The organism is Embleya sp. NPDC055664 (genome assembly GCF_053618075.1).
Window position 1 is genome coordinate 350742 of the sequence record NZ_JBSHGZ010000001.1, and the last position, 23544, is coordinate 374285.

The window sequence follows — 23544 nt, forward strand, 5'->3', positions numbered from 1 at the left end:
GTGGTGCGGGCAACCGGCCCGGCGGTGACGGCTGGTGACGGAGCGTCAGGCGGTTCGACTACGGAGCGGAGCGGTCGTCGGGTCGGCGGACTCCTCGGCACGGCCGTGCATCGGCTCGTCCGCTACGACGTCCGGCACGGTGTACGGGCCCGAGTGCAGGCCCCAGTCGTAGTAGCCGCGGATCCAGTTGCGCATGCCCTCGACGCTCATCTCCACCGCGATGCGATCGGCGGTGCCCAGGCCGAGTTCGCCGCAGATCTGCGGCATGTACGCCTGGAGCGTCATGAACGTGTCGAGTTGTTCGTAGGTCATCCGGGTCGCCTCGCGTAGCGCGACGTCGTACGAGCAGTCGAGCCGATCGCGCAGCACCGCGACGAGGTTGTGCGAGGCGACCCGGCGGCCCCGACGGCCCGGCGACTGGATGTCGTTGATGTACGCGATGGTGTCCGTCGCCGCCTCGCGCAGCCGGCGCATCAGCGGATGTGCCTGGATCTGCGCGGGCACCTCGAAGCGGCGGCTGCGCTCGATCGCGTCGAGCGAGTGCGGGATGCCGGCGGTGTTGCGGCGCATCACCCGGTAGGAGTCGAGGTCGGGCACCGCGCGGGACTCGCTCATCCGCATCTCGGACGCGTGCGCGGCCAGGAATCTGGCCCAATTCGCCGCGAATCGGTTCTGCCAGGTCACCGAGGTGCCCTCGGACATCGATGCCCACACCTCGGACCAGGCCAGCGTGATCGGGGAGACCAGGTCGGGTGGGGTGCCGGGTTCGCGGAACGGGATGGTGATCAGCTCGCGGGCGATCTCCGCGACGCGGTCGGGGCGTTCGGGGGAGCGGGGGCGCAGGGCGGCGGCGCCGTCCGGGCTCGACTTGGCGTCGGTGCGCGAATATGCCTCGGTGCCGGGGCCGGTGTCGCAGTCGTCGTCGAACAGGAAGGCCAGCGCGAACCAGTTCATCAACAGGAACTGATCGTCGGCGGACGCGTACGGGTAGGTGCGGCCGACCGCTTCCGGCAGATCCCACGCGATGTATTCGCGCATGCCGTCCTCGGTGCGGATCAGCCCGCGTTCGCGGACCCAGTCGAGGTGGCGGCTTCGGGCGTGGTCCAGGTACGGACTGATCGGGGCCTCGAACGGTATCGAGAACAGCACATCCTGCGGCACCTGGTCTCCCACCGGTTGCGTGATCATTGTTATGCCGCATCGGCGTCGCCGGTGCAAGATCCTTTGTGTGTGCGGAGGGTGACGTCGACGGGAGCTTCGACACGTACGGTGATACGTGTACGGGCACCTGTGCCGGCACGTGCCCCGGGCTCGCGGACCGGCTCCGGGTCAGGCCGCGATGTGAGCTTTGCTCTCGGTGGAGAGCAGTGCCTTCAGGTCGTGTACGGCGGCCCGGCCGGCCCGGTTGGCGCCGATCGTGCTCGCCGAAGGACCGTACCCCACAAGGTGGATGCGCGGGTCGCGCGCGGTGTGGGTGCCCTCCATCCGGATGCCGCCGCCCGGCTCGCGCAGGTCCAACGGCGCCAAGTGCCGCAGTACCGCCCGGAATCCGGTCGCCCACACGATCGCGTCGGCGCGGATCTCGGTGCCGTCGGCCCAGGCCACGCCGAGTGGGGTGACGTGGTCGAAGATCGGCAGTCGGGTCAGCACCCCGTGCTCGCGCGCGGCCCGCACGGCGGCGGTCGGCGGCAGCCCGGTGACGCTCACCACGCTCTCCGGCGGCAGCCCCGCCCGGACCCGCTCCTCCACCCGGGCCACCACGGCCCGGCCGACCTCGGCGTCGAAGTCGCCCTCGCGGAACACCGGCGGCCGTCGGGTCACCCACGTGGTGGTGCCGACCTCGGCGATCTCGGCGAGCGCGTGGATCGCCGACGTGCCGCCGCCGACCACGACCACATGCTGCCCGGCGAACTCGGTCGGGCCGCGATAGTCGGCCATGTGCAGTTGCCGGCCCCGGAACTCGCCGGCTCCCGGGTAGTAGGGGATGAACGGATGCCGCCAGGTCCCGGTGGCGTTGATCAGGGCCCGCGCCGTCCAGACGCCGTGATCGGTCTCGACCGTCAGCACCTCGGCGGGGGAGGCGCCGACGTCGAGGGAGCCACGGGCCACGCCGGCGGACGCCGTCTCACCGCCCCCGGCCGCCGCCTCGCCGCCCGCCCCCGACCGCACCGCGCGCACCACCACCGGCCGTACGACCGCGAGTTCGAAAGCCGCCTCGTACGCCGCGAAATACTCCGGCAGCGCCTGGAACGCGGGCCGGGTCGGGTCGATGTCCGGCACCGCCATCCCCGGCAGCTCGTGGATGCCGTGTACGGCCTCCATCCGCAGGGTCGGCCAGCGGTGCCGCCACGCCCCGCCCGGCCCCTCGTCGGCGTCGAGCACCACGAACGACAGCCCCGACCGACGCAGATGGTAGGCCGCGGCGAGACCGGCCTGTCCGGCGCCGATCACCACGACGTCCACCGCCGCGCGGTCCGTCCCGGCCGAAGCCCCGCCCGCGGGCCGGGGAGCCGCCCCGGCCGATGTCCTCGTCGCGTTCACCGTCTCGGTCACACGAGCGAGAACAGACGGGCCGGGTGGTTGCTTCCCGATCAGCCCGTGGCGTCGACCACGACCACGATCCCGATCACCTGGCCGGCCACGGTCACCAGGCCCAGCCACCGCCGTACCGCGCGCGGCGTCCATCCCGGCAGCGCCATCGACAGGGTGGCCATAAGCAGCGCGAGCAGACTCGTGCCGAACGCCACCAGCGAGCCGTCGGCCGGACCGACGGTCGGCTCCCGGCAGCCCCAACGCTCCATGCAGTCGTTCGTGGCGTTCCAGTAGCCGGCGAGCACGACGGTGCAGTCGACCACGACCAGGACCACCGTGCCGAGGAACAGCGCCCAGCCCACGAGCAGCGCGCGCAGGCCGGGGTCGGGCGCCTCCTCGGGCCCGGTCACTCGGGATCCGCCCCGAGCAGCCGGCCGAGTTGTTCCTGGCAGCGGTCGAGTCGGGCCTGGAGCAGGGTGACCTCGGCGACCAGCTGCGGGACGAGGTCGTCCCCGCCGCGCGGCACATAGGGGCTCGCGTCGGCGGCCACCGGCACGTCGGCCAGGCGCGCGTACGAGCCGAACGACATACCCACCCGCCCGACCGCGCACCCGGTACAGCTGCCGACCAAGCCGCGTCGGCCCACCACCCCGGTACCGGCGTCGACGAGGAGTTCGGCCGGATTGCCGCACCGGCACGCGCCCACCCACACCGAGGTGACCCGCTGCCGGCCGGACCGGAAGCCGCGCTCGTACCGGATGTAGCGGCCGAGCACGTCCACCCGCAGCAGCGCCGCGTGCCGATACTCGGTGACGCACATCAGGGCGCGCGCCTCCGCCCGGTCCGCGAGGCTGTAGAACCCGCAGTCGCAGCGCGGCGCCGGTGGGGCGTGCCGCCGTCCGTACGCGCAGTGCGCCTCGGCGTCGACCTCGTACGCCCGGCTCCGCCCGATCGACACGCCGGCGAAAGCGGCCCGATCACCGTCCACCGACAGCAGCAGCCCGGCGACCTTGTACCCCACGGGCGCGACGCCCGGCCGCTCCTCGGGCAGCCGCCGCCGGCCGATCATCGCCCGCCGGCCGCCGACGGCACCTCGGCCGGCGGCGCCGAGAGGGCGCGTTCGCCGCGCTCCCGCCCGTCCCCGGACCCGGTCGCCGCCGTGCCGACGACCCCCTCGTCCCGTCGTGTCCGCTCCACGACCTCACCCGTCGCCACCGGCCTGCCGAGCTGCATGGGGTTCCCCTCCCGGGATGGATACCGCCCACCGACACCGCCGGAGACCCGCCCGACGGCAGCGCTGTGCACGCTTCCCAGGAATGTTCACCCGCCACGCCCACACCCACACCCCACGACCCGATCGACACAAACCACCCATCGGATCCGGCCAAACCAACCAACAGGTAACCGTGTCGCAAAGCTCTCCCGAACCTTGCTATCCTTGCCATGCACGCGGGGCGAAACCCCCGCGCACCACTCGTCCGGGTGGCGGAATTGGCAGACGCGCTAGCTTGAGGTGCTAGTGCCCGAAAGGGCTTGGGGGTTCAAGTCCCCCCTCGGACACAGACCGTAACCCCAACTTGTGCGGGTCGAGGCTTGCCTCGGCCCGCACTTGTTGCGTTGTGGGATCGTAGGTGAGTTCCAGCCCCAGCGCCTCGTAGGTGTCCGCCTTGAGCTGCGGTTCGGCCTCGGCGAGTGCGGCTCGGATGTTCCCGATTTCGTGGACGAGGGCTTCCACCTCGCTCCTTTCCATGCGTCGGCCTTCGGTGAGGGTGTGGGTGCGCGCGAGGGCCTGGGCGCGGGTGGCCTGGACTTCGGCGGTCCAGGTGGCGATGAGCCCGGGGTCGGTGCCTGCTTCGAGGGCGGCACGGTATCGGGTGAGCTTTCGGTCACAGTCGGTGATCACTTGGGTTGCCTCCTTGGTGGCGAGGGCTTGGGTGGGGTCCGGCTGGGCGGCGTACATCCGGTCGATGGTGTCGGTGAGGTTGTCGGGGCCGAAGGCTTCGGCGAGCCAGGCGTCGAGTGGTGGGATCAGGTCCTGCTCGGCGACGTAGACGTTGGTCGGGTGGTCGATGCGGCCGGCGAGGGCGTACTCCTTGGGGAAGCGGCAGCGGTAGTAGAGAAGGCCGCTGCTGCGTTGGCCCTGCATGCGGCGCCGGCAGATGGCGCAGCGCAGGCGGCGGCGGAGTTGGTAGCAGTGGCGGGTGGTGTGGCGCTCGCGTGTCCCGCGTGCGCGGCCCCGGCCGGCGAGGATCGCCTGCGCGCGGCGGAAGGTCTCGATGTCGATGATCGGTTCGTGGGCGAGTGCGGTGGACCAGACCCAGTCGTCGGGGTTGTTCCACCGCATGCGGGTCTCGTGGCCGAGGGCGACGTCGTCGACGTCGATCAACACCTCGTGTTTGCGCTGGCGGTTCCAGACCTGGTGGCCGGTGTAGCGGGGGTTGGTGAGGATCGCGCGGACGGCGCTCTTGGACCATGCCTCGCCGGAGCGGTGCGGGTTGCGTGCGCGGTCGTGGGCGGAGGGGCACGGGATCTCGGAGCGGGTCAGGTCCTCGGCGATGGCGTACATGCCGCGGCCGGCGAGGTATTCGGTGAAGATCCAGACGACGACGGGCGCGGTGTCCGGGTCGGGCTCCAGGCGGTGCAGGCGCCGTCCCTCGGCGGCCTTCGCCGGGTGGGGGTGCGGGCCGGCGTCGACGAGACGGTAGCCGTACGGGGGTCGGCCGCCGAGGAAGCGGCCCTCGATCCTTGCCTGGGCGGCCATCGCGGCGCGCACGCGGAGCTGGATGCGGCTGCGTTCGCCCTTCGACATGCCGCCGAAGACGGACATGATCATGTCGTGGGCCTCGGAGGCGGGGTCGATGGGGCCGCCGACCTCGGGCACCCACAACTCGACGCCGTAGTGCACGAATACGGGGTGGGTGAGGCTGTACTGGTTGCCGTAGAAGGCGCGTTGGGGTTCCCCGATGACGACCGCGTCGAAGCCGCGGTCGGGTTCCTTCAATGCCTGTAGGAGGGCTGCGGCGCGGGGGCGGCGCTTCCACGGGAGGGAGCGGGATTCACCGATGTCGAAGTACTCGGCGACGACTCGTCCGCCGGTGGGTTCGATCAAGGCCTGGGCGCGGCCGAGTTGCCAGTTCCGCGATGCGTCGGGGTCTTGTTGATCCTCGGTGGACACGCGCCCGGCGAAGGCGAACAGGGTCGTCACGACGATGCCTCGTCATCGGTGGATGAGCCACCGGTACTTCGCCCCTGCCGATGTTGTTCCCGCACCGATACGAGCAGGCGCAGGAGAGCTCTGGCCACCGACGGCGTCACCACCGGCGAGGTCTCGGGAACGATCACCGTCACCACGGGGGCGGCGTGATCGCCCTTCGCCGCGCGCGGCCGGCCGGGAGGTGGATCGGCGTGATGCGATCGCCCGACCTGCGGCGCCGATGCGCCTCGACCGTCGGCACGTTGCTCTTCTTCGATGCTCTCACAGTCGCGCGGCGTCGTCCGGGCTCTCGGGCCGGCAATCGGAGACGGTCGCGAAGTGGCGTTCGTGTCAGGCATCGGGCCCTCCGCGACGCTGTGCGGAAGCCATCCGGATGCGCACGATCGGGACTTCGACGATGCGGTGACGCACCGTCATGACGGCGGGGCCGGCGCCGACTTTGGGCGTGCACCTTGGTGGATGGGCGCCGGCGGGACGAGGACGCGAGCGCGGCCCGCACGACCACGCTCCGGGCGTCGTGCTCGCGACTCGTCCCGGTGAGTCCGCCACCCGACCGACCGAGTCCGGACCGCCGATTCGCTCCGGTCCGAACCCGGACTCGGACATGGGGGTCCACCCCGGCCCGGTGGCGCCGAGCGAGGCGGAGATCTCGCTGCCGAGTCCGGATTCGGACCGCCGTTCGCGATCCAGCCGGGGCTCGGCACGTCGCGGGCGCCCTGGACAAAGTGTGCAGATCCTCGCCGGGTTCACCTGCACCCCCTCGCTGCTCGAACAGCGAACCCCGTGCATGACAAAAGGCGCGGGAGGAAGGGCCGTTGGACATCCGGCACCCGGACGACAAGCCGCCAAGAACCGGCTTGGCCGCTATTAAGGATCTCCAAGATCACCAATAAATTCGCAGCTCAGGGCAGCCTTGGCCCACTATCGACCATCCAGCCGAGCAACCCTGACCGGCGCCCGGGCGACGGGTCCGAACGTCCTCCGCCATCGCCACCGGGGAGTGCCAACGCCTGTGGCTTGTCGCCCGCTTGGCTCGCCGCCAATCACGCGAACACTGATCGCGGTTCCGCCGATTCCGGCCGCCGAGCGCCTTGTTTCGATCTTGGTCTTTGCTTGTCGTCGCCCTGACTTGCTGGTCGCCTCGTCCGCCATCAGCGAGGAGGCGCTTGCGATGTCCGCATCCGTTCACCGTCGACCCGGCCACGGGCCGGGGTTCGAGAAGGCGTTGCCGCTGGACTCGGTCCGGAAGGCGCTCGATCTCCTGGTGGCCTGCGAAGCGCCTCTGTCGATCGACGGCGGCTGCTTCCCGGGACTGCCCGCCCGACGGATCACGCTGGGCGAGCTTCAGGGTGTGCTTCTGCGCAGGGACTGCCCGCTGGCCACGAGAGACGCGGTATGGGAACACCTGGTGGTTCGCGCACGGACCGACGGGATGCCCTGGAACATCGCATGCTGCGGGATGGCCCTGCCTGCCCTGGCCGCCATCTGCGCATGGATGAGCCGTCGCTTCCCCGACAGCCCTTACGACATCCACGCCGAGGTACTGGCCGGATTCCTGGCCGGGCTGCGGAGCGTCGACGTCGACCGTCCGGGGATCATGATCCGGCTCCGGTGGACGGCGTTCCGGGCCGGCTACGCGGCTCTCCACGAAGCGCTCGACGCACCGATGCCCATCGCGCCGGGGACGCAGACGCCCATCGTGTCCACCCCGGACGGACACCTCGATCTCGTGCTTGCCCGAGCCGTTCGTTGGGGAGTCCTGACCCGGACCGAGGCGGACCTGATCGGGACCACACGCCTGGACCGGGTCCGGATCGCGGACTGGGCCCGGACTCACGAACGGACCGTCGGCGCCGCGTACAAGGCTCGACGCCGCGCGGAACAACGTCTCGTCGCCTTCCTCCGCGAGCCACCCGTGACGACCGATGCCACCGACCCTGTCGCCGGTCACGTGCTTGCCGAACCGCTCCCTGCGGCAACGAGCCCAAGGTTCGGCCGTCCGATGCCGGCGCCGCCGTCACGGTCTGTAGCAGGGAACGCGACTTCGGCATCGCCCGCCCACGGTTCGCTTCGCGATCGGATGTCGAAGTCGCCCCGGGCAATGGGCCTTCCACTTCATAAGGGGGCTTCGCCCGCCCGGCCACGCATCAGCTCGGAGGCCGATCGATGCGCCTGATCGAGATTCGGAAGTCTCGCAACCGTGCCCGGTTGCTCGGCGTCGTCTTCGCGGCCACCGTGATCGGTGTAGCGGTGCTTCTGCTGGTCTTCGGTGGAGCCGCCCAGGCCTACGCGGCCAATGACATCCCGACCGTGATCGCCAACACCCGAGCGTGGGTCGTCGGGATCCTCGCGGGACTCGCCACCCTGTTCCTGACCGTCGGCGGGCTGCGTTACGTGCTCGCGGCGGGTGATCCGGGCGAGGTCGAGAAGGCGAAATCGGCGCTGAAGGCCGCCGCGATCGGCTATGCGTTGGCGATCCTCGCCCCGGTGCTGCTGACCGTCCTGCAGGGCATCGTGGGATCCGATCCCGCGCAGACCACCCCCGGCCCACCCAAGCCCCCACCGTCGGAAGCCGCGAAACTTCCCGGGAACACCGCGTGATCGCCCTGAAGCGCTCCCATAGACGATCGCCTCGGCGCCCGGCCGGACGGCGCCGCCTTTTGTGGGCCGCCGTCTTGATCGTGGCCGTGTCGGTCGGCCTGAACGTCTCGGCGAGCGCCGAGACCACGCCGGTGTCGTACAGGCTGGAGGTGGTCTCCGCACCGCATGATCCCGCGCCTGCGCCGCCGAGTTCCCCGCCGCCCGGGCAACCTGGAACCCCTGCCGCCACCGTCCCGCCCGATGTGCCGTCGCAGCCCCCGGGCGGTGGTGATCCGTTGGGACCCGGGACCGGACCCGTCATGCCCGCCGACTGGTGGAATCCGGGTGACTGGGACATCCCCAACCCCTTCGGCTGGGTGCCTGACATTGGGAATCCGCTCGATCTCCCGAAGATGTTGTGGGGCGCCGTCGGTTCCCTCCTCGGACGGATCGTGGCCGAAGCCGCGCATCCGCTCCTCAACGCCTTGTCCAAGACCTTGCTCTCCACCCCCGACGTGTCCACGAACGGGCCGATCCACGGGGTGTGGGAGAACAATCTCCGCATCACGATCGCCCTCTACGGGCTGCTGATCCTGGGCGGCGGGGTACTGGTGATGACGCATCAGACGTTGCAGACCCGGTACGCCTTCAAAGACATCGCGCCGCGAATCCCGCTGGGCATCGTGGCCGCGGTCACCTCGATGGAGGTGATGGGTCGCTGCGTGGCACTGGCCAATGCCTTGGCGCAGGCCATCGTCGGCGAGGGAGTCGATGCCGCCGGGCTCGCGCAGGCGTTGGCGCAGACGATGGTGGGTTCCCTCTCGAAGGTCTACCTGATCCTCTTCTCGATGGCCGCCTTGGCATTGCTGGCCGGGGTATTGATCGGGTTTGTCGTTCGTGTCGCGCTGGTAATGCTCCTCGCCGCCTGTGCCCCTCTTGCTCTCGCGGGGCATGCGACTCCTCTCACCGAGGGGATCGCGCGTCTGTGGTGGAGGGCATTCATCGGTGCCCTGACGATTCAGGTGGCCCAATCCATCACGCTGATCGTGGGCATGAGGGCCTTGTTCGCCAAGGGCAACACGACCTGGGGCATGCCGACCGGCGACGGGCTCGGGGCCATGTTGGCCGGGATCGCGCTGTTCTGGATTCTGTTCAAGATCCCGGGTTGGACGGGACGGCTCGTTTTCCAATCGACACCGATGAGCCCCAGCCGCGGTGGGCCCCTTCTTGTTCGTATCGCGCGTCAGGTGGCGATGGCCTATGCCTTCCGATCGCTGAGGTCCGGCCTGGCGTCTCGTCGAGGCGGCGGCTCGGGCGGCGGCGGTAATCCTTGGCAGCAGGGCCGCCCGGGCGGCCCCGGACCGCGCCCCGGTGGCGGAGGACGAGGGTCAGGGGCACGCCCCGGCGGCGGTCGCGGACCGGGCGGTCCTCGTCGCAACCGTGGGAGTGGGAGTGGGCCGGCCGGAAGGCGTGGTTCGGCGCAGCCGGCATCACGCCAACGTCCGGGTGGATCATCGCCGAACAACGCTCCCGGAGCTTCCTCGGCCGGAGGATCGGCGCCTCCCTCTGCCGCCTCGTCCGGGCCCGCAGGCCCTGGGGGTGGTTCGCCCAAACCGCCACCGTCGGGCTCCGGTTCGGTCCCCGGGAGCGGGAGGACTCAGGCCTCGGGCGCTTCGGGAACCGGAGGTCCCGCGCCAGGTTCACGCGGAGCGCCCTCTCAGGCAGCCGGCCCAGCGCCACGCGGGCGGTCCGGCCATGTGCCGAACCCCGGCAAGCCCCGGAAGCCGTCGAACGCTCGCCCGGCATCGGCGAAGCCGCCGACCGGGACCGATACCCCACCCCCAAAGCCGACGCGTACACCGGCGACTCGACGTCCCGTTGCTCCACCCGACACCCGCACAAAGACTCCGCCCAAGCCGGCGAGACCACCCGGATCGGCGAAGAAGGCTGTTCCGCGCCCGTCCGTTCCACCGCCCGCAGGCGGTCCTGTGCAGGATCAGCGGCGGCAACCCACTCCGCGACCGCAGACAGCGGCTGGCCCCCGGGCATCAGCCGCGCCGAAGCCCGCGCAGCGGGCTCGACAGGACTGGGACGTCGAACCCACATGGCGAGCCGTCACCCCCGCCCAACGTGAGGCGCTGAGAGCACACACCTTCGACGCCCAGGGGCAGCCGCAGAACCCCCGCCTGAACTACCCGCTCCGTGGCCCCATCCCCAGGAGTTGGCTGCAACCCGATCGCAAAGGCGGATTCACCCTTCGGCCGACAGCGGACCTTGATCTTCAGTTCGGAGCAGGTGGACGGCGATGACGCATTCCCTACGCGATGAGGGCGGCATGGCTCCCGCACCGGTGCGAATTCCTTCCGATGTGGATCGGGAAGACACGATCCTGCTCGGGCTCACCGTCCGCCAGCTCGTCATCCTCACCATCACCGTGGCGATCCTGTACGCCGGTTGGATGGTCGGCCGCGCGTGGGTGGCTTGGCCGGCCCTGGTGGCCGTGGCGATGCCCGTCGCGATACTCGCGACCGCAATCGCCCTGGGAGAACGAGATGGGCTGTCGCTGGATCGGCTGACGGTGGCGGCGCTGCGGCAGCGACTCGCACCGAAGCGACTGGTCAGCGCCCCGGAGGGCGCGCCGTCTGCTCCGGAGTGGTTGAGCAGGCGAACTCGTTCGGCCGATGCCGATCAGCCTCCTGTCCCGCTGAACCTGGCCGCTCGGACCGTGACGGACATGGGAGTTGTGGACCTCGGCATAGACGGCGTCGCGGTGGTGGCGCTCTGCGGCACGGTGAACTTCGGGCTCCGAACGGTGGGTGAACAGGAATCCCTGATCGCCGCTTTCGGTCGCTACCTGCACTCCCTCACCGCCCCGGTCCAGGTCCTCGTGCGCGTGGAGCGGTTCGACCTCTCCGCCCAGATCGAGGAACTGCGGGAACAGGCAACGGCTTTGCCGCACCCGGCCCTGGAGATCGCAGCCCACGAGCACGCGGACTTTCTGATTCAGCTCGATCGGCAACACGAACTCTTGCGTCGGCAGGTTCTCCTGGTGCTGCGTGAGCCTCTTCGTGCCCACGATCCGACCCTCGGCTTGCCCGGTTTGAGGCGTGGTGCACGTACGGGCGCGGAGCGCGGCGGCCGTCGCGCAGCGGAGTCCCGACTGGCTCGGCGCATCGACGAGGCGATCCGGCTCCTACGCCCGGCCGGGATCGCGGTCACTCCTCTGGATGCCGCGACGGCGACCGGCGTCCTGGCCTCGGCGTGCAACCCGGAACGACGTGTTCGGCACTCCACGAATCTCGCCGGCGCCGGCGAGGTCATCACCGGACCGCGCGAGGCGCTCGCGCCCGACGACCGGGACACCTGGGATCCGGATGACGAACGGGTCCAGGACGACGAAGGCGAACCCGACCGCTGGGACGACGACGAGTACGGGAGGTACGGCTCGTGAGGCTTCGGAAACCGCAACGGAATCGGACTACAGAGTCCCGACCCGCCGAGACCGCCGTCGCGTTCGCTCCGGATGCTCTCACCGTCGGCGCACGGCACGTGATGATCGGCGGTGAGTGGGTCGCCTCCTTCGCGGTCACGGGCTATCCCCGCGAGGTGCATCCCGGATGGCTCCAGGCGCTTCTGACCTACCCCGGCCGCCTGGACGTCTCGCTGCACATCGAGCCCATCGACCCGGCGACCGCCGCACACGGGTTGAAGAAGCAACTCGCCAGACTCGAATCGGGACGGCGCTACGGCTACGACAAGGGACGCTTGGCGGATCCGCAGGTCGAGGTCGCGACCGAGGACGCATACGACCTCTCGGCCAGGGTCGCCCGGGGCGAGGGAAAGCTGTTTCGGCTGGGTTTGTACCTGACCGTCCACGCGACCTCCGAGGACGAACTCGCGGACGAGACCGGCGCCGTTCGCGCGTTGGCCGCGAGCCTGCTGATGGACGCCAAGCCCACGACGTTCCGCAGCCTGCAGGGCTGGACCACCTCCCTGCCCTTCGGGCTCGACCTCATTCGGATGCGTCGCACGTTCGACACCAGCGCCCTGGCCACCGCTTTCCCGTTCACCAGCGCGGATCTGCCGCCCGCGGATCCGGCATCCCTCGCCACCCCCACCGGCGTCCTGTACGGATACAACCTCGGTGGCCAGAGCCTGATCCACTGGGATCGCTTCGCCCAGGACAACCACAACAGCGTCGTGCTCGGTCGATCGGGAGCCGGGAAGTCGTATCTGGTCAAGCTCGAACTCCTCCGGTCGCTCTACCGGGGAATCGAGATCCACGTCGTCGATCCCGAGGACGAATACGCCCGACTCGCGGCGGCGGTCGGCGGCGCCTACGTCCGGCTCGGGGCTCCGGATGTCCGGCTCAACCCGTTCGATCTCCCGATCCATACGACGCCCGACGGACGCCGCACAGCGCCCCGAGATGCCGTCCTGCGCCGCTCACTGTTCATCCACACGGTCGTCTCCGTCCTCTTCGGCGCACAACCGGCGCCTGCCGAACGGGCCGCGCTGGACAAGGCGATCGCCGCGACCTACAAGAAGGCGGGAATCACCACCGACCCCCGCACGTGGAATCGCCCGGCACCCGTGCTCGCGGATCTCGCCACGATTCTCGGCAAGTCCCGGGAGCGGGTCGCGTCCGACCTCGCGGCTCGGCTCCACCCCTTCGTCCACGGGGCGTTCGCCGAACTGTTCAACGGCGCCACGAGCACGCGCCCCGAGAGTCACCTCGTGGTCTTCTCGCTCCGGGACCTCCCCGACGAACTCCGGTCCATCGGCTCGGTCCTGGCCCTCGACGCGGTCTGGCGTCAGGTCGCCAACCAGGCGATTCGCCGACGGCGGTACGTCGTCGTGGACGAGGCGTGGCTGCTGATGCGCGAGCAGGCCGGTGCGGACTTCCTCTATCGAATGGCCAAAGCCAGTCGCAAACACTGGGCGGGACTGACCATCGCCACTCAGGACACCGCGGATGTCCTGGCCACCGACCTCGGCCGGGCCGTTGTCGCCAATTCCGCCACACAGGTGCTGCTACGCCAGGCACCGCAGGCCATCGACGAGGTGGCAACGACGTTCGACTTGTCCGAGGGCGAACGCGAGTTCCTGCTGTCCGCCGACCGCGGCCAAGGGCTCCTGTCGACCGGGACTCAGCGCGCGGCGTTCGAGGCGGTCGCATCCGCCGTCGAGCACAGGTTGATCACCACCGACCCCGCCGAACTCGACGAGTACGCAGCGGCATCGGCCGACGAGGCCGAGACGCCGTTCGTGGCATTCGACGGCAACTCCGAGTACCTGAACGACCAGTTCGACGAGGACCCCGACAACGACATCGACCTCACCCAAGCCTTCGACTCGGGAGGCGAGCCGTGACCAGGGCCCGCCCCCAGCGCCTGCTCACCCAGAACCGCGAGCTGCGCGCCATCGGCGTCTGGAATTGGAGTCTTCCCGCGTGGGCAGGGCGATTCCCGCCGCCGGATGGACGCACCTACAACACGTGCCCCTCCGCCGGGATCTGCCGTCATGTCTGCTACGCCCGCTCCCCGCGGAATTGCATCGAACGCAAGTTTCCCGCGAAGTCCGAGCTGCGACCTCAGCGTTCGGTGTCAGCCTGCCACAGCCCATCCTTCGGCGTCTCACCTGCGGGTTTGCCAATCGTCTTTCATCTGATGCAATTTTCTTCCTGAAGATGGAAGGGAGCTTAATGGGAGTTCGAGAGGATCTGCCCCCTGGTGCGGCACGGCTGGAGCTGCGTGAGGGCGTGGTGCTGCTGCGGCCCGAGGATGCGGTGCTGGACGCGATGGTGGTCGGCTGGGAGAAGCAGCAGCGCGGCGGTCGACGGCTTCAGAAGGAGACAGTCGACAACCGAAAGAACGTGGTACGCAGGTTCGTTGAGTACACGAACGAGTACCCGTGGCGTTGGACGGCGGCTCACATGGACGAGTGGACCGCGGAGTTGGTGATGGAGCAGACACTCGCGGAGTCGACGCTGCGCAACTACCAGGGTGCGATCCGGATGTTCTGCGACTACATCACCTCGCCCTACTACCGCTGGGCCGAGGAGTGCGAGGCGCGGTTCGGCACGCATCCGGTGCAGATCGTCCACGAGTGGAACACCGTCGCCCACCTGGTCGACTACGAGGGCGGTCCGGGTCGCAGGCCCCTGACGCGCGAGGAGTGCCAGGCGCTGTTCGACTACGCCGATGAACAGGTCGAGCGGGCTGTGCGGCTCGGGCGCAAGGGTGCATTGACCGCCTACCGCGACTCCACGGCGCTGAAGCTGATCTATGGCTGGGGGTTGCGCGTCACCGAGGCCAGCAAGTTGGACCGCCCGGACTGGTATCGCAACCCGAAGGCCCCTGAGCTGGGCAAGTTCGGGATGCTCAATGTCCGCTGGGGCAAGCGCTCCAAAGGATCGCCGCCGAAACGACGGATGGTGGCCTCGGTGATGCCGTGGGCCGTGGAGGCAATCGAGGACTACCTGGTCAACGTCCGGCCTCGATTCGGGCTGAGCAATCATCCGGCGATGTGGGTGACCGAGCGAGGAGGCCGGCTGCGGCCTCGGGAGATCGAGGAGCGGTTCGCGTCCTACCGAGACGCCTTGGGCATGGACAGCGACCTGGTGCCGCACTGCCTTCGGCACAGCTACGTCACGCATCTGATCGAGGACGGAGCCGACCCGAAGTTCGTCCAGGAGCAGGTCGGGCACAGGTTCGCCAGCACGACGGGGATCTACACCGGCGTGTCGGGAGACTTCATGAACACGATGCTGCGGCGGCACCTCGACCGTGGACTGGCCACCGATTTGAAGGAGGAGCGGCCTTGACCGCCAAGCTCGACTACACCTGGAGACTGCGGGAGATCATGGCCACCCGCGGCATGTTCAGCACCACCGACATCCGCCCACTGCTGATCGAGCGCGGCATCACGCTGTCCCCGACCCAGGTCTGGCGGCTGGTCACCGAGAAGCCCGAGCGGCTGAGCCTGAAGGTCCTGGTGGCTCTGATGGACATCCTGGACTGCGCGATGGAGGAGCTGATCGTCCCGACCGCCGCCGCTTCGCGCCGCGCCAAGGCGGTCGGCGGGAACCCCGGCTCTGCTACCGGGCAGTCGAACAGCCTTGGAGCCCTCCGGCCCAAACGAGCAAGGATCACTGAGTGATGGCCCGCGCCAAACCCCGCAGGCCTGAGGCGTCAGCCGAAGCAGTGCAGGCGATCATCGACTCCGTCGCCCGGGTTGATCCGGCCGTCGACCGCCACGGTGTGGCGGGGCTGATCGTCGAGATGGTTCCTTACCCGCGCTGGCAACACAAGCTCGCCGACCAACTGGAGGAACGGCCGGACCTGCTGACCGGAGCCGGCGCCCACGGGTCGAAGACCGTCGTGTCGTTCATCGAGGCGCTGCGCGGACGCGGCGTCGCCGGGATCACCGCGCCGGCCTGTCCGTTCTGCGACCGCGTCATCCGCCTCCCACGCGGCCGTGACGGGCTGCGCTGCTGCATGAACTGCTGGAACAAGGCACACACGAAGCCCTGCGCCCGGTGCGGCGAGGTCCGCACCATGGACCGGCGCACCGAGGCAGGCGAGTCGTTGTGCGGCGGCTGCGCCGAGGTCGAGCCGTCGCTCATGGAGGAGTGTCACAGCTGCGGTCGGCTCGCCCTGCCCGCACGCCGCGATGGCCAGGTCGTGCTCTGCAAGAACTGCTGCCACCCTCCGACCGCGACATGCTCCTCGTGCGGGCAGCTCAAGCCCTGCTACCAGGCCGATTCCGATTCGCCGCGGTGCAAGCACTGCGCCGACAAGTTGCGTGCCGAGATCTGCTCGGCATGCGGACGCGAACGCATCGTCAACCGACGTACCTCCAACGGCGAGCCATTGTGCCAAGGATGCGGATCCACGGGCACCTGCTCGGGATGCCAGCGCGTCCTGCCACTGCGCATCCGCACCGAGACCGGCGGCCTGTGTCCGACCTGCTTCAAACACGACACCGCCGCCCGTCGAGCCTGCGACGAGTGCGGTGCCATCGGTCCGCAGCACCGCCTCGGGCTGTGCACCGCCTGTGCCTGGCCCGACGTGATCCGCAAGCTGCTCACCGGACCGGATGGCACAGTCCGGCCGGACATCGAGCCGGTTCTGGTCACGCTGATCGCCACCGATGCCGCCGCCGGCCTGAACTTCGTGGCCCGGCTTCGTACCCAGAACTCGTTGGCACAGCTCGCGACGGCCACCGGCCCGGTCACCCATCAGGTCTTGGACAAGCTGGGCTCGGCCACCGCCGCCACCCGCCTCCGCGTGGTCCTGGTCGAAGCCGGCGTGCTACCCGCCCGCGACGAGTGGCTGATCAGCCTGGAGACCTCCGCCGAGGCCCGCATCAAGCGCGTCACAGACCCCGAACACCGCAAGATCCTGCAAAGCTTCGCCGCCTGGCACCCTCTACGACGACTACGCACAATCGCCGGCCGACGACCGCTGACCCAAGACCAGGTCCACTACGCGGTCAACTCGCTCACCACCGCCGCCAGCCTGCTGAACTGGCTGACCGATCGCGGACAGACCCTGCTCACCTGCACGCAACACGACATTGACGACTGGCTCCCCAACGACCAGTTCTCCCGCTCCCGTGGGTTCGTCACCTGGGCCGTTCAGCGCCGCCACGCGACCGCCATCGAGATCCGGCGATTTGACAACGCACCTGTCCGCGACGTGCTGCCCGAGCACGACCAGCGCTGGGATCTGGCCCGTCGGCTCCTGAACGATGACTCGATCCCGGTGGCCGACCGCGTCGCGGGGTCGCTCGTCCTGCTCTACGCCCAACGCGTCGTGCACATCACGCAGCTGACGACCAAGCACGTCGCCGTCACCGACGCCGGTGTGGAACTCCGTCTCGGCGAGACGCCGATCCTGCTGCCGACAGCACTCGGAGACCTGCTCGTCAGGCTGGTCGAGGACCGCCGCGGGGCCACCGCGACTGCGCCTGACGATGCCGTCTGGCTCTATCCGGGTACCCGGCTTGGACGATCGATCGCCCGGAGCGACCTGACGACGCGTCTGCTGGAGCTCGGCATCTCGCCCACCCTCGGCCGGAACACCGCGCTGATGGAGATGGCCGCCGAGATGCCCGCCGCCGTCATCACGCGGATGCTCGGCATCAGCCTCGACCGAGCAACACGCTGGACCCAAGACGCGGGCAACACCCGACCTGGCTACGCCGCACAGCTCGCCCGTCGCGGGCAACTCCATATGCCTTTGGCCTCCATCCCCGATCCTCCCCACGCGGCGCGCCCTGGTGATGCGGAACAGGGACCGGAGCGGCTCCCGTGACGTCGTGCCGGTCAGGGAGCCGCGCTCGGCTGTCTCAGGTGGTTGCCGCCACTTCAGCCCAGCGACGGGCGAGGCGGATCGATCGGCCGTTGCGACTGTTCGGACGCAGTGAACTGCACATTCTCCACGTCCATCGAGATCGGAGGCCTGATGTCCAGGCTGATGGGCGTCCGGACCGCCGCGCCGCCGGCATCGGCAAACTGAATTTCTACGCCGCGGGTCACCAAGGCGAAGGCGCGGGCCAGCCCTTCCAGCGCTGTGGACGCTTGGCCCGGAGACTTCTCCGCCACAACCTGGGCTTCCGTCCCGATGGCCTGCAACAACTTGTCACGCGCCTCGGTCACAGCGGACACCCCCTCCACCGCCAACGTCGCCGGGATCTGCTGTGCCCCTCCAGCAGCGGTGATCACGGTGGACTCTGTCTCGTCGCTGGTCACAAGCGCTCCTCCAACACAACTATCAGTTCTCTGACAGGACTTGGACGATCTCCCCGGAACGGCCCGACTGGAAACGCGGGATCCGAATGCGGCCGCCCCGCAGCCCTCACAGATCCAACCTCACAGCTGGCAGGGGCCCAAAATGGGAACACCGGTGTCACCGCCGTGGGCAACTCCGCAAGTTCCGACTCCCGTGTCTACCAGCAAAACGGGACCTACACCTGGCCCGTCGTACTCGCTCGACACCAGCGCAACCTGCTGATGGTCCTCGACGAGCTGCCTCGCTGGGAGCAGGCCATGACCACCGAGTTGGGGGCGATTCGCTTCCGTGGCGCCTGGGTGCGGATACACGACTCTGGCGACTTCTTCTCCGACGCCTACTTGATGGCGTGGTTGAAGGTGATGCGAGAGCGCCCCGATACGAACTTCTACGCCTACACGAAGGAGATAGCCCGCTTCCGCGCGTTGGTCGAGCCGGCTGCACCCGCGAACTTCCTGTGGGTGTACAGCTTCGGCGGCACACAGGACGCCGCGCTCGATCCGGATGAAGATCGCGTGGCGGACGTGTTCCCGGATGAAGAGGCGATCGAGGCCGCCGGATGGCATTCGCAAGAAGCCAGCGACCTGCTCGCCGTCCTGGGACCACGTTTGGTGGGCATCCCGGCGAACCGGATCCCGCACTACCTGAAGCGGCTGCAACGTCGAACCTTCCGGTCGTGGCAGGCCGAGGTGGACGCCGAACGACGGGAACGGGCGCAGCACCGGCTGTTGCGCGCGGCGAGCAGCGAGGGACGCGGTTCGGAGAGCCGAGACCACTTGTCATCCCGCCGTGCGCCTGAACGGCTCGACGCGGACGGACACGGACAGCCAGGGAGCGGTCGATGACCTACGTCCACGGCAGATCCCCAGTCGGTTCATTCATCCGAGACCCGGACGGCGCCCTTCGCGCGGTCCTGACGCACGCCGAGGCATGGGCGAGTGTTTGGTGGCCCGTCGCGGGCGCTATATCGCTGCTGGCCGTGCTATCCCTCGTGCACGTCCACATCCGCCTGCTTCGGCGCCGCCACGAGCGGTTCGCCGCCGATGCGCGGCTGGTGACCATCCTGGCGCCGCCGATTGCCCACGACGCCGATGCAGCGGCGCTCTGGGCGAACCTGGTGGGGCTCCTGCGGCCCGCTTGGCAACGGCTGTTGAGTGGTCAGCCACACTTGGCCTGGGAGTACGTCTTCACCCGAGACGGCATCCGCGTCCAGCTCTGGGTGCCGGGCGTCATCCCGCCGGGCATGGTCGAGCGAGCGGTCGAAGCAGCGTGGCCCGGATCCCAGACTCGTACCGCTCCGGCAGGCTCGGGTGCCGATCGGGCGCGCTCCGCCGAGTGCGAAGCTCCACTCGAAGTTGTCGCCGGTGAACTCCGGCTCGGCCGCAACGAGGCGCTGCCGATTCGCACCGACTTCGCAGCGGATCCCATCCGCCCGCTACTCGGGGCACCCATCGGTCTCGGTCCACACGAGCGAGCGGTGGTCCAGGTATTGGCACGGCCGGTCGCGGGCCATCGCCTGGCCAAGGCACGTCGTGCCGCGCACGACGTGCGGGCGAACCGCACGGCGCGCTCACTCGGAGGGCTGCTCGACCTGGTCACCTTGAGCCCCACGACATCTTCGCATCGGCGCCCCAAGGCGCCTCCGGCCGACAAGCAGAGCACGTTGGAGGCATCCGCCCAAGACCGCATGATCGTTACGAAGCAACGAGGGCCCCAGTACGAGGTCCGAGTGCGCTACATCGTCACCGCGGCCCTGGACAAACAAGCCGCCGAAGACGATGAGGTACGGGCCGCGCTCAACGGCCGCCTGCGCGGACGTGCACACGCAATCGCATCCGCGTTCGCCACCTTTACCGACCACAACCGATTTCGTCGAGTACGCCTTCACCGGCATCCGGTCGCCGCGCTTGCCGGGAGACGCCTCGGTCGTGGTGACCTCCTGTCCGTCCCCGAACTCGCAGCCATCGCGCACCTCCCGTGGGACGCCTCCGTCCCGGGCCTGCAGCGCGCGGGGGCCCGCGCTGTACCGCCGCCCCAAGGCGTCCCAACCCGCGGCACGGACATCAAGCCCATCGGTCTCAGCGACAGCGGCCACGTCCGACCCGTCGGCCTGCGCGTCGCCGACGCCCGACATCACCTGCACATCCTGGGCGCCACGGGATCCGGCAAGTCGGAGCTGATGGCGCGGATGATCCTCGACGACGCCGAGGCCGGCCGCGGTGTGGTGGTCGTCGACCCCAAAGGCGACCTCGTCACCGACGTGATGATGCGCCTGCCCAAGCAACTCGGCCACCGTGTGGTCCTCTTCGACGCCGACAGTCGCTACCGACCACCGATCATCAACCCGCTCGACGGCACCGACACCGCCCGCGCAGTCGACAACCTCGTCGGCATCTTCTCTCGCGTCTACTCCGCCGCCTGGGGTCCGCGTACGGACGACATCTGCCGCGCCGGACTGCTGACGCTGTGCGCAATGCCGGGCGCACCGACCCTCACCGATCTCCCCAAGCTGCTCACCTCCGCCGCCTTTCGCGAGAACGCCCTCGCCGGGGTCCGAGACGACGTGCTGCGCGGATTCTGGTCCTGGTACGAACAGTTGAGCGTCCCGGCCCGTGCACAGGTGACCGCACCGTTGATGAACAAGTTGCGCGGCTTCCTGTTGCGTCCCTTCGTCCGCGCCGCGATCGCCGGCGGCGAGTCCACGGTCGACATGGACTCGGTCCTCGACGGGGGCATCTGCCTGGTACGGGTCGCCCGCGATGCCCTCGGCACCGAATCCTCCCGCCTGGTCGGCTCCATCATCGTTGCCCGCACCTGGCAGGCGGCAACTCGCCGAGCCCGCCTCCCGCAATCCCAACGTCGCGACAGCGGCCTGTTCATCGACGAGGCCCACAACTTCCTCAACTTGCCCTACTCCCTCTCGGACATGCTCGCCGAAGCCCGCGGCTACCGACTGGCGATGACTCTCGCGCATCAATACCTCGGGCAGCTCCCCAAGGAACTCGCCGAGGGGATCAGCACGAATGCGCGCAGCAAGATCTTCTTCAGCGCCAGCCCCGAGGACGCACACCACCTCGCTCGACACACCCAGCCCAGACTCACCGAACACGACCTCGCCAACCTCGGCGCGTTCCAGGCAGCCGTACGCCCCGTCCTGCACGGCGCCGAAGCAGCGGCCTTCACCGCAGTCACCCAGAAGCTGCCACCGGCGATTCCGGGACGGGCGAAAGAGATCCGCCTCGCCGCGCGCGTCAACGCCCGCCCACGCGAGTCGGCGGTGCGTGTCGCCCCGGCCCGCCCGGATCCGCGCCGACACAACTGACCACCCCACTTCGGGAGGCATCCGCCGTGATCCACAACCCCGTTCCACAACGCGGCCTGCGTGGAGTCGCCATGCGCCCGACGCCACGAGCAGCCGCGAGCGCCGAACACCTCGCGTTCCTGGCCCACCGTCTCACCCCACGTGACCGCTGGCTCGCCCGCATGCTCTTCGAGCACACCGTGCTCACCACCCACCAGATCGCCCAACTCGCCTGGGGCGGCCTGCGGGGCGCCAACCTGCGGCTGCTCAACCTGTACAGGTGGCGCGTCGTCGACCGCTTCCAGCCGCGCCTGGACGTGGGCACCGCCCCCATGCACTACGTGCTCGACGTCGCGGGCGCCGCAATCCTGGCCTACGAGGAGGACTTGGAGCCGAGCCGGCTGAAGTTCCGCCACGACCAGGTGATGGGGCACGCCCACTCCCTGCGCCTCGCCCACACCGTCGGAACGAACGGCTTCTTCACCCCCATGATCGAAACGGCCCGTCGATCGGAAAGCCCCGGTCGGCTGAGCGCATGGTGGTCCGAGACCACCTGCTTCGAGTACTTCGGCGAGCACGTCCGGCCCGACGCATACGGACGGTGGCGCCAACTCGGCGGCGACATGGAGTGGTTCCTGGAGTTCGACACCGGCACGGAACGCCCCGCCCGCCGCCTCGCGAGCAAGATCAACGGCTACGCCAAGCTGGCGACCATCACAGGAATCACCACCCCGGTCCTGATCTGGACCCCCACCGTCAGCCGCGAATCGGCCCTCCGCCACGCCCTGGTGGACATCCTGTCCCTCCTGGCCGAGCCCGACCTCGTACCGCTCGCCACGGCCACGATCGAGCAGGCGACCTCGGCCAACGCCAAGGACCCGTCAGAGGCCGAATGGCTGCCTCTGGGCCCGCGTCGGACCCTCCCACGCGTGAAACTCGTCGATCTCGGCACCGCCTGGCCCGAACTCCGAGGCCCCAGCGGGGGCGCGCCGCCGAGTCGTGGCTCGAACCAAATCGGCGGCAAGGGTTCCGTTCGGTTGACGCCTCCCACGCCTATGCCGCCGACGGCCGGGATCGCTGCTCGGAAGGACTGAGTACCGAATGCTTCAGCTCGCCGGCGCTGCCCTGGCAGCCCTCCTCTTGATCATCATCCTGGCCACAGCCGCACTCGTGGCGCTGATCGGATCGATCGGCAATCTCGGCGGAAACGCAGCGAGCCAGGACAGCGCCGCGAGTGAACAGGCCACGTCGGACATCCCGCCCACCTACCTGGCCCTTTACCAACAGGCCGCGGCCACGTGCCCGGGCCTCTCCTGGACCATCCTCGCCGCGATCGGCAAGGTCGAGTCCGACCACGGCCGCTCGCAACTCCCCGGCGTGCAATCGGGAGCCAACCCCGCCGGAGCCATGGGCCCGATGCAGTTCATCCCGGACACCTGGGCAACGTACAACCACCCCATCCCAACGGGTGGTTCGAACCCGCCCTCGCCCTACAACCCAACCAACGCCATCTACGCCGCCGCCAACAAGCTCTGCCACGAAGGCGCCCGCGATAACCGAGATCTCAATGGCGCCATCTTCCGCTACAACCATGCCGACTGGTACGTGAAGCTCGTGCGGAACCAAGCCACCAAGTACGCGGCGCCCGAATCCACAGCCCCGTCCGGGAAGACAGCAGCGGTAATCGCCTTCGCAAGAGCCCAACTCGGCCTCCCGTATGTCTGGGGCGGCGACGGTCCAGCAACAGGCGACGCCGGCTTCGACTGCTCCGGGCTAACCCAAGCCGCCTATCGGGTCATAGGCATCGAACTTCCACGTGTAGCCGCGGATCAGTACGGCAGCACACCCAAGGTCACTCCAGGTTCACCGCTCTATCCTGGCGACCTCGTCTTCTACGGCACGCGGTCGAACATCCACCACGTCGGCTTGTACATCGGACGTGGCCAGATAATCGACGCACCGCACCCAGGCGCTGTGGTTCGCATTACATCTCTGCGTTATCCCGGAGACGACTTCTACGGAGCAACGCGGCCGTGAACGAGCCTCGTTGCCGTAGATTCCCATAACACTTTGTGCTTTCCCGTCGATCCTGTGCCCATGTTGCGCATGCGCAGGATCGC

General features: G+C 69.2%; 20 protein-coding genes, 1 tRNA gene and 1 pseudogene. 13 read left to right on the top strand and 9 right to left on the bottom strand.

Annotated elements, in window-relative coordinates:
• Positions 1-45: 45 nt before the first annotated feature.
• From ACWGR4_RS01455 to ACWGR4_RS01475, 5 genes are all read right to left on the bottom strand, one after another.
• Positions 46-1161: a terpene synthase family protein gene (locus ACWGR4_RS01455; RefSeq protein ID WP_379996724.1), complete on the bottom strand. Its 1116-nt coding sequence runs from the start codon at positions 1159-1161 to the stop codon at positions 46-48.
• Positions 1162-1329: 168 nt separating this feature from the next.
• Positions 1330-2463 (bottom strand): FAD-dependent oxidoreductase, encoded by a 1134-nt coding sequence (locus ACWGR4_RS01460; RefSeq protein ID WP_452131195.1) that lies wholly within the window; start codon positions 2461-2463, stop codon positions 1330-1332.
• A gap of 128 nt (positions 2464-2591) precedes the next feature.
• Positions 2592-2942, bottom strand: coding sequence for a hypothetical protein (locus tag ACWGR4_RS01465; protein WP_452131179.1), 351 nt, complete (start codon positions 2940-2942; stop codon positions 2592-2594).
• A complete protein-coding gene (locus tag ACWGR4_RS01470; protein WP_452131180.1) occupies positions 2939-3601 on the bottom strand; it encodes a hypothetical protein in 663 nt (220 codons plus the stop codon). Before ACWGR4_RS01470 ends, ACWGR4_RS01465 begins: the two co-directional genes overlap by 4 nt.
• Positions 3598-3765, bottom strand: coding sequence for a hypothetical protein (locus ACWGR4_RS01475; RefSeq protein ID WP_452131181.1), 168 nt, complete (start codon positions 3763-3765; stop codon positions 3598-3600). The genes ACWGR4_RS01470 and ACWGR4_RS01475 overlap by 4 nt, the downstream gene beginning before the upstream one ends.
• Before the next feature lie 243 nt (positions 3766-4008).
• Here ACWGR4_RS01475 and ACWGR4_RS01480 point away from each other — a divergent pair.
• Positions 4009-4092 (top strand) — tRNA-Leu (locus ACWGR4_RS01480).
• Here ACWGR4_RS01480 and ACWGR4_RS01485 read toward each other — a convergent pair.
• Together ACWGR4_RS01485 and ACWGR4_RS01490 are read right to left on the bottom strand one after the other, a co-directional pair.
• The gene (locus tag ACWGR4_RS01485; RefSeq protein WP_452131196.1) at positions 4049-5737 is read right to left on the bottom strand and encodes a recombinase family protein; all 1689 of its coding nucleotides are present in this window, start codon (positions 5735-5737) and stop codon (positions 4049-4051) included. The genes ACWGR4_RS01480 and ACWGR4_RS01485 overlap by 44 nt on opposite strands.
• Positions 5734-6084, bottom strand: coding sequence for a hypothetical protein (locus ACWGR4_RS01490; RefSeq protein ID WP_452131182.1), 351 nt, complete (start codon positions 6082-6084; stop codon positions 5734-5736). The genes ACWGR4_RS01485 and ACWGR4_RS01490 overlap by 4 nt, the downstream gene beginning before the upstream one ends.
• 833 nt (positions 6085-6917) lie before the next feature.
• Between ACWGR4_RS01490 and ACWGR4_RS01495 the strand changes: the two genes are divergently transcribed.
• Together ACWGR4_RS01495 and ACWGR4_RS01500 are read left to right on the top strand one after the other, a co-directional pair.
• Positions 6918-7922, top strand: coding sequence for a hypothetical protein (locus tag ACWGR4_RS01495; protein ID WP_452131183.1), 1005 nt, complete (start codon positions 6918-6920; stop codon positions 7920-7922).
• Positions 7913-8347 carry a pilin gene (locus ACWGR4_RS01500; protein WP_452131184.1) on the top strand — a complete coding sequence of 145 codons (435 nt, stop codon included), beginning with the start codon at positions 7913-7915 and terminating at the stop codon, positions 8345-8347. The genes ACWGR4_RS01495 and ACWGR4_RS01500 overlap by 10 nt, the downstream gene beginning before the upstream one ends.
• 997 nt (positions 8348-9344) lie before the next feature.
• Here ACWGR4_RS01500 and ACWGR4_RS01505 read toward each other — a convergent pair.
• Positions 9345-9482: a hypothetical protein gene (locus ACWGR4_RS01505; RefSeq protein WP_452131185.1), complete on the bottom strand. Its 138-nt coding sequence runs from the start codon at positions 9480-9482 to the stop codon at positions 9345-9347.
• A gap of 1179 nt (positions 9483-10661) precedes the next feature.
• Between ACWGR4_RS01505 and ACWGR4_RS01510 the strand changes: the two genes are divergently transcribed.
• From ACWGR4_RS01510 to ACWGR4_RS01535, 6 genes and pseudogenes are all read left to right on the top strand, one after another.
• Complete coding sequence (locus tag ACWGR4_RS01510; RefSeq protein WP_452131186.1) at positions 10662-11777, top strand: PrgI family protein; 1116 nt, start codon at positions 10662-10664, stop codon at positions 11775-11777.
• A 101-nt stretch (positions 11778-11878) separates the two neighbouring features.
• Complete coding sequence (locus ACWGR4_RS01515) at positions 11879-13699, top strand: VirB4 family type IV secretion system protein (protein WP_452131197.1); 1821 nt, start codon at positions 11879-11881, stop codon at positions 13697-13699.
• Positions 13696-13866 (top strand): annotated as a pseudogene (locus tag ACWGR4_RS01520) (GP88 family protein); the annotation flags it as partial. The gene ACWGR4_RS01515 and the pseudogene ACWGR4_RS01520, both read left to right, overlap by 4 nt.
• Before the next feature lie 164 nt (positions 13867-14030).
• Positions 14031-15152 (top strand): tyrosine-type recombinase/integrase, encoded by a 1122-nt coding sequence (locus tag ACWGR4_RS01525; RefSeq protein ID WP_452131187.1) that lies wholly within the window; start codon positions 14031-14033, stop codon positions 15150-15152.
• Positions 15149-15487 carry a helix-turn-helix domain-containing protein gene (locus ACWGR4_RS01530; RefSeq protein ID WP_452131188.1) on the top strand — a complete coding sequence of 113 codons (339 nt, stop codon included), beginning with the start codon at positions 15149-15151 and terminating at the stop codon, positions 15485-15487. Before ACWGR4_RS01525 ends, ACWGR4_RS01530 begins: the two co-directional genes overlap by 4 nt.
• Entirely contained in the window at positions 15487-17646 is a 2160-nt protein-coding gene (locus ACWGR4_RS01535) for a hypothetical protein (RefSeq protein WP_452131189.1), read from the top strand. Before ACWGR4_RS01530 ends, ACWGR4_RS01535 begins: the two co-directional genes overlap by 1 nt.
• Before the next feature lie 53 nt (positions 17647-17699).
• Here ACWGR4_RS01535 and ACWGR4_RS01540 read toward each other — a convergent pair whose 3' ends face one another.
• A complete protein-coding gene (locus ACWGR4_RS01540; RefSeq protein ID WP_452131199.1) occupies positions 17700-18083 on the bottom strand; it encodes a hypothetical protein in 384 nt (127 codons plus the stop codon).
• A gap of 21 nt (positions 18084-18104) precedes the next feature.
• Here ACWGR4_RS01540 and ACWGR4_RS01545 point away from each other — a divergent pair, with 21 nt between their 5' ends.
• The 4 genes from ACWGR4_RS01545 (at position 18105) to ACWGR4_RS01560 (ending at position 23461) form a co-directional block, all read left to right on the top strand.
• Positions 18105-18968: a GP88 family protein gene (locus ACWGR4_RS01545; protein ID WP_452131198.1), complete on the top strand. Its 864-nt coding sequence runs from the start codon at positions 18105-18107 to the stop codon at positions 18966-18968.
• Entirely contained in the window at positions 18965-21445 is a 2481-nt protein-coding gene (locus tag ACWGR4_RS01550) for a type IV secretion system DNA-binding domain-containing protein (RefSeq protein WP_452131190.1), read from the top strand. Before ACWGR4_RS01545 ends, ACWGR4_RS01550 begins: the two co-directional genes overlap by 4 nt.
• Positions 21446-21516: 71 nt before the next feature.
• Positions 21517-22518: a replication-relaxation family protein gene (locus ACWGR4_RS01555; RefSeq protein WP_452131191.1), complete on the top strand. Its 1002-nt coding sequence runs from the start codon at positions 21517-21519 to the stop codon at positions 22516-22518.
• A gap of 7 nt (positions 22519-22525) precedes the next feature.
• A complete protein-coding gene (locus tag ACWGR4_RS01560; protein WP_452131192.1) occupies positions 22526-23461 on the top strand; it encodes a C40 family peptidase in 936 nt (311 codons plus the stop codon).
• Positions 23462-23544 lie beyond the last annotated feature (83 nt).

Bases quoted from the DNA above. Each gene is read 5' to 3' on its own strand.
- ACWGR4_RS01535 (WP_452131189.1), top strand. From the start codon at position 15,487: ATGGCCCGCGCCAAACCCCGCAGGCCTGAGGCGTCAGCCGAAGCAGTG.
- ACWGR4_RS01470 (WP_452131180.1), bottom strand. From the start codon at position 3,601: ATGATCGGCCGGCGGCGGCTGCCCGAGGAGCGGCCGGGCGTCGCGCCC.
- ACWGR4_RS01555 (WP_452131191.1), top strand. From the start codon at position 21,517: ATGCGCCCGACGCCACGAGCAGCCGCGAGCGCCGAACACCTCGCGTTC.
- ACWGR4_RS01500 (WP_452131184.1), top strand. From the start codon at position 7,913: ATGCGCCTGATCGAGATTCGGAAGTCTCGCAACCGTGCCCGGTTGCTC.
- ACWGR4_RS01475 (WP_452131181.1), bottom strand. From the start codon at position 3,765: ATGCAGCTCGGCAGGCCGGTGGCGACGGGTGAGGTCGTGGAGCGGACA.
- ACWGR4_RS01515 (WP_452131197.1), top strand. From the start codon at position 11,879: ATGATCGGCGGTGAGTGGGTCGCCTCCTTCGCGGTCACGGGCTATCCC.
- ACWGR4_RS01510 (WP_452131186.1), top strand. From the start codon at position 10,662: ATGGCTCCCGCACCGGTGCGAATTCCTTCCGATGTGGATCGGGAAGAC.
- ACWGR4_RS01495 (WP_452131183.1), top strand. From the start codon at position 6,918: ATGTCCGCATCCGTTCACCGTCGACCCGGCCACGGGCCGGGGTTCGAG.
- ACWGR4_RS01550 (WP_452131190.1), top strand. From the start codon at position 18,965: ATGACCTACGTCCACGGCAGATCCCCAGTCGGTTCATTCATCCGAGAC.
- ACWGR4_RS01560 (WP_452131192.1), top strand. From the start codon at position 22,526: ATGCTTCAGCTCGCCGGCGCTGCCCTGGCAGCCCTCCTCTTGATCATC.
- ACWGR4_RS01490 (WP_452131182.1), bottom strand. From the start codon at position 6,084: ATGCCTGACACGAACGCCACTTCGCGACCGTCTCCGATTGCCGGCCCG.
- ACWGR4_RS01525 (WP_452131187.1), top strand. From the start codon at position 14,031: ATGGGAGTTCGAGAGGATCTGCCCCCTGGTGCGGCACGGCTGGAGCTG.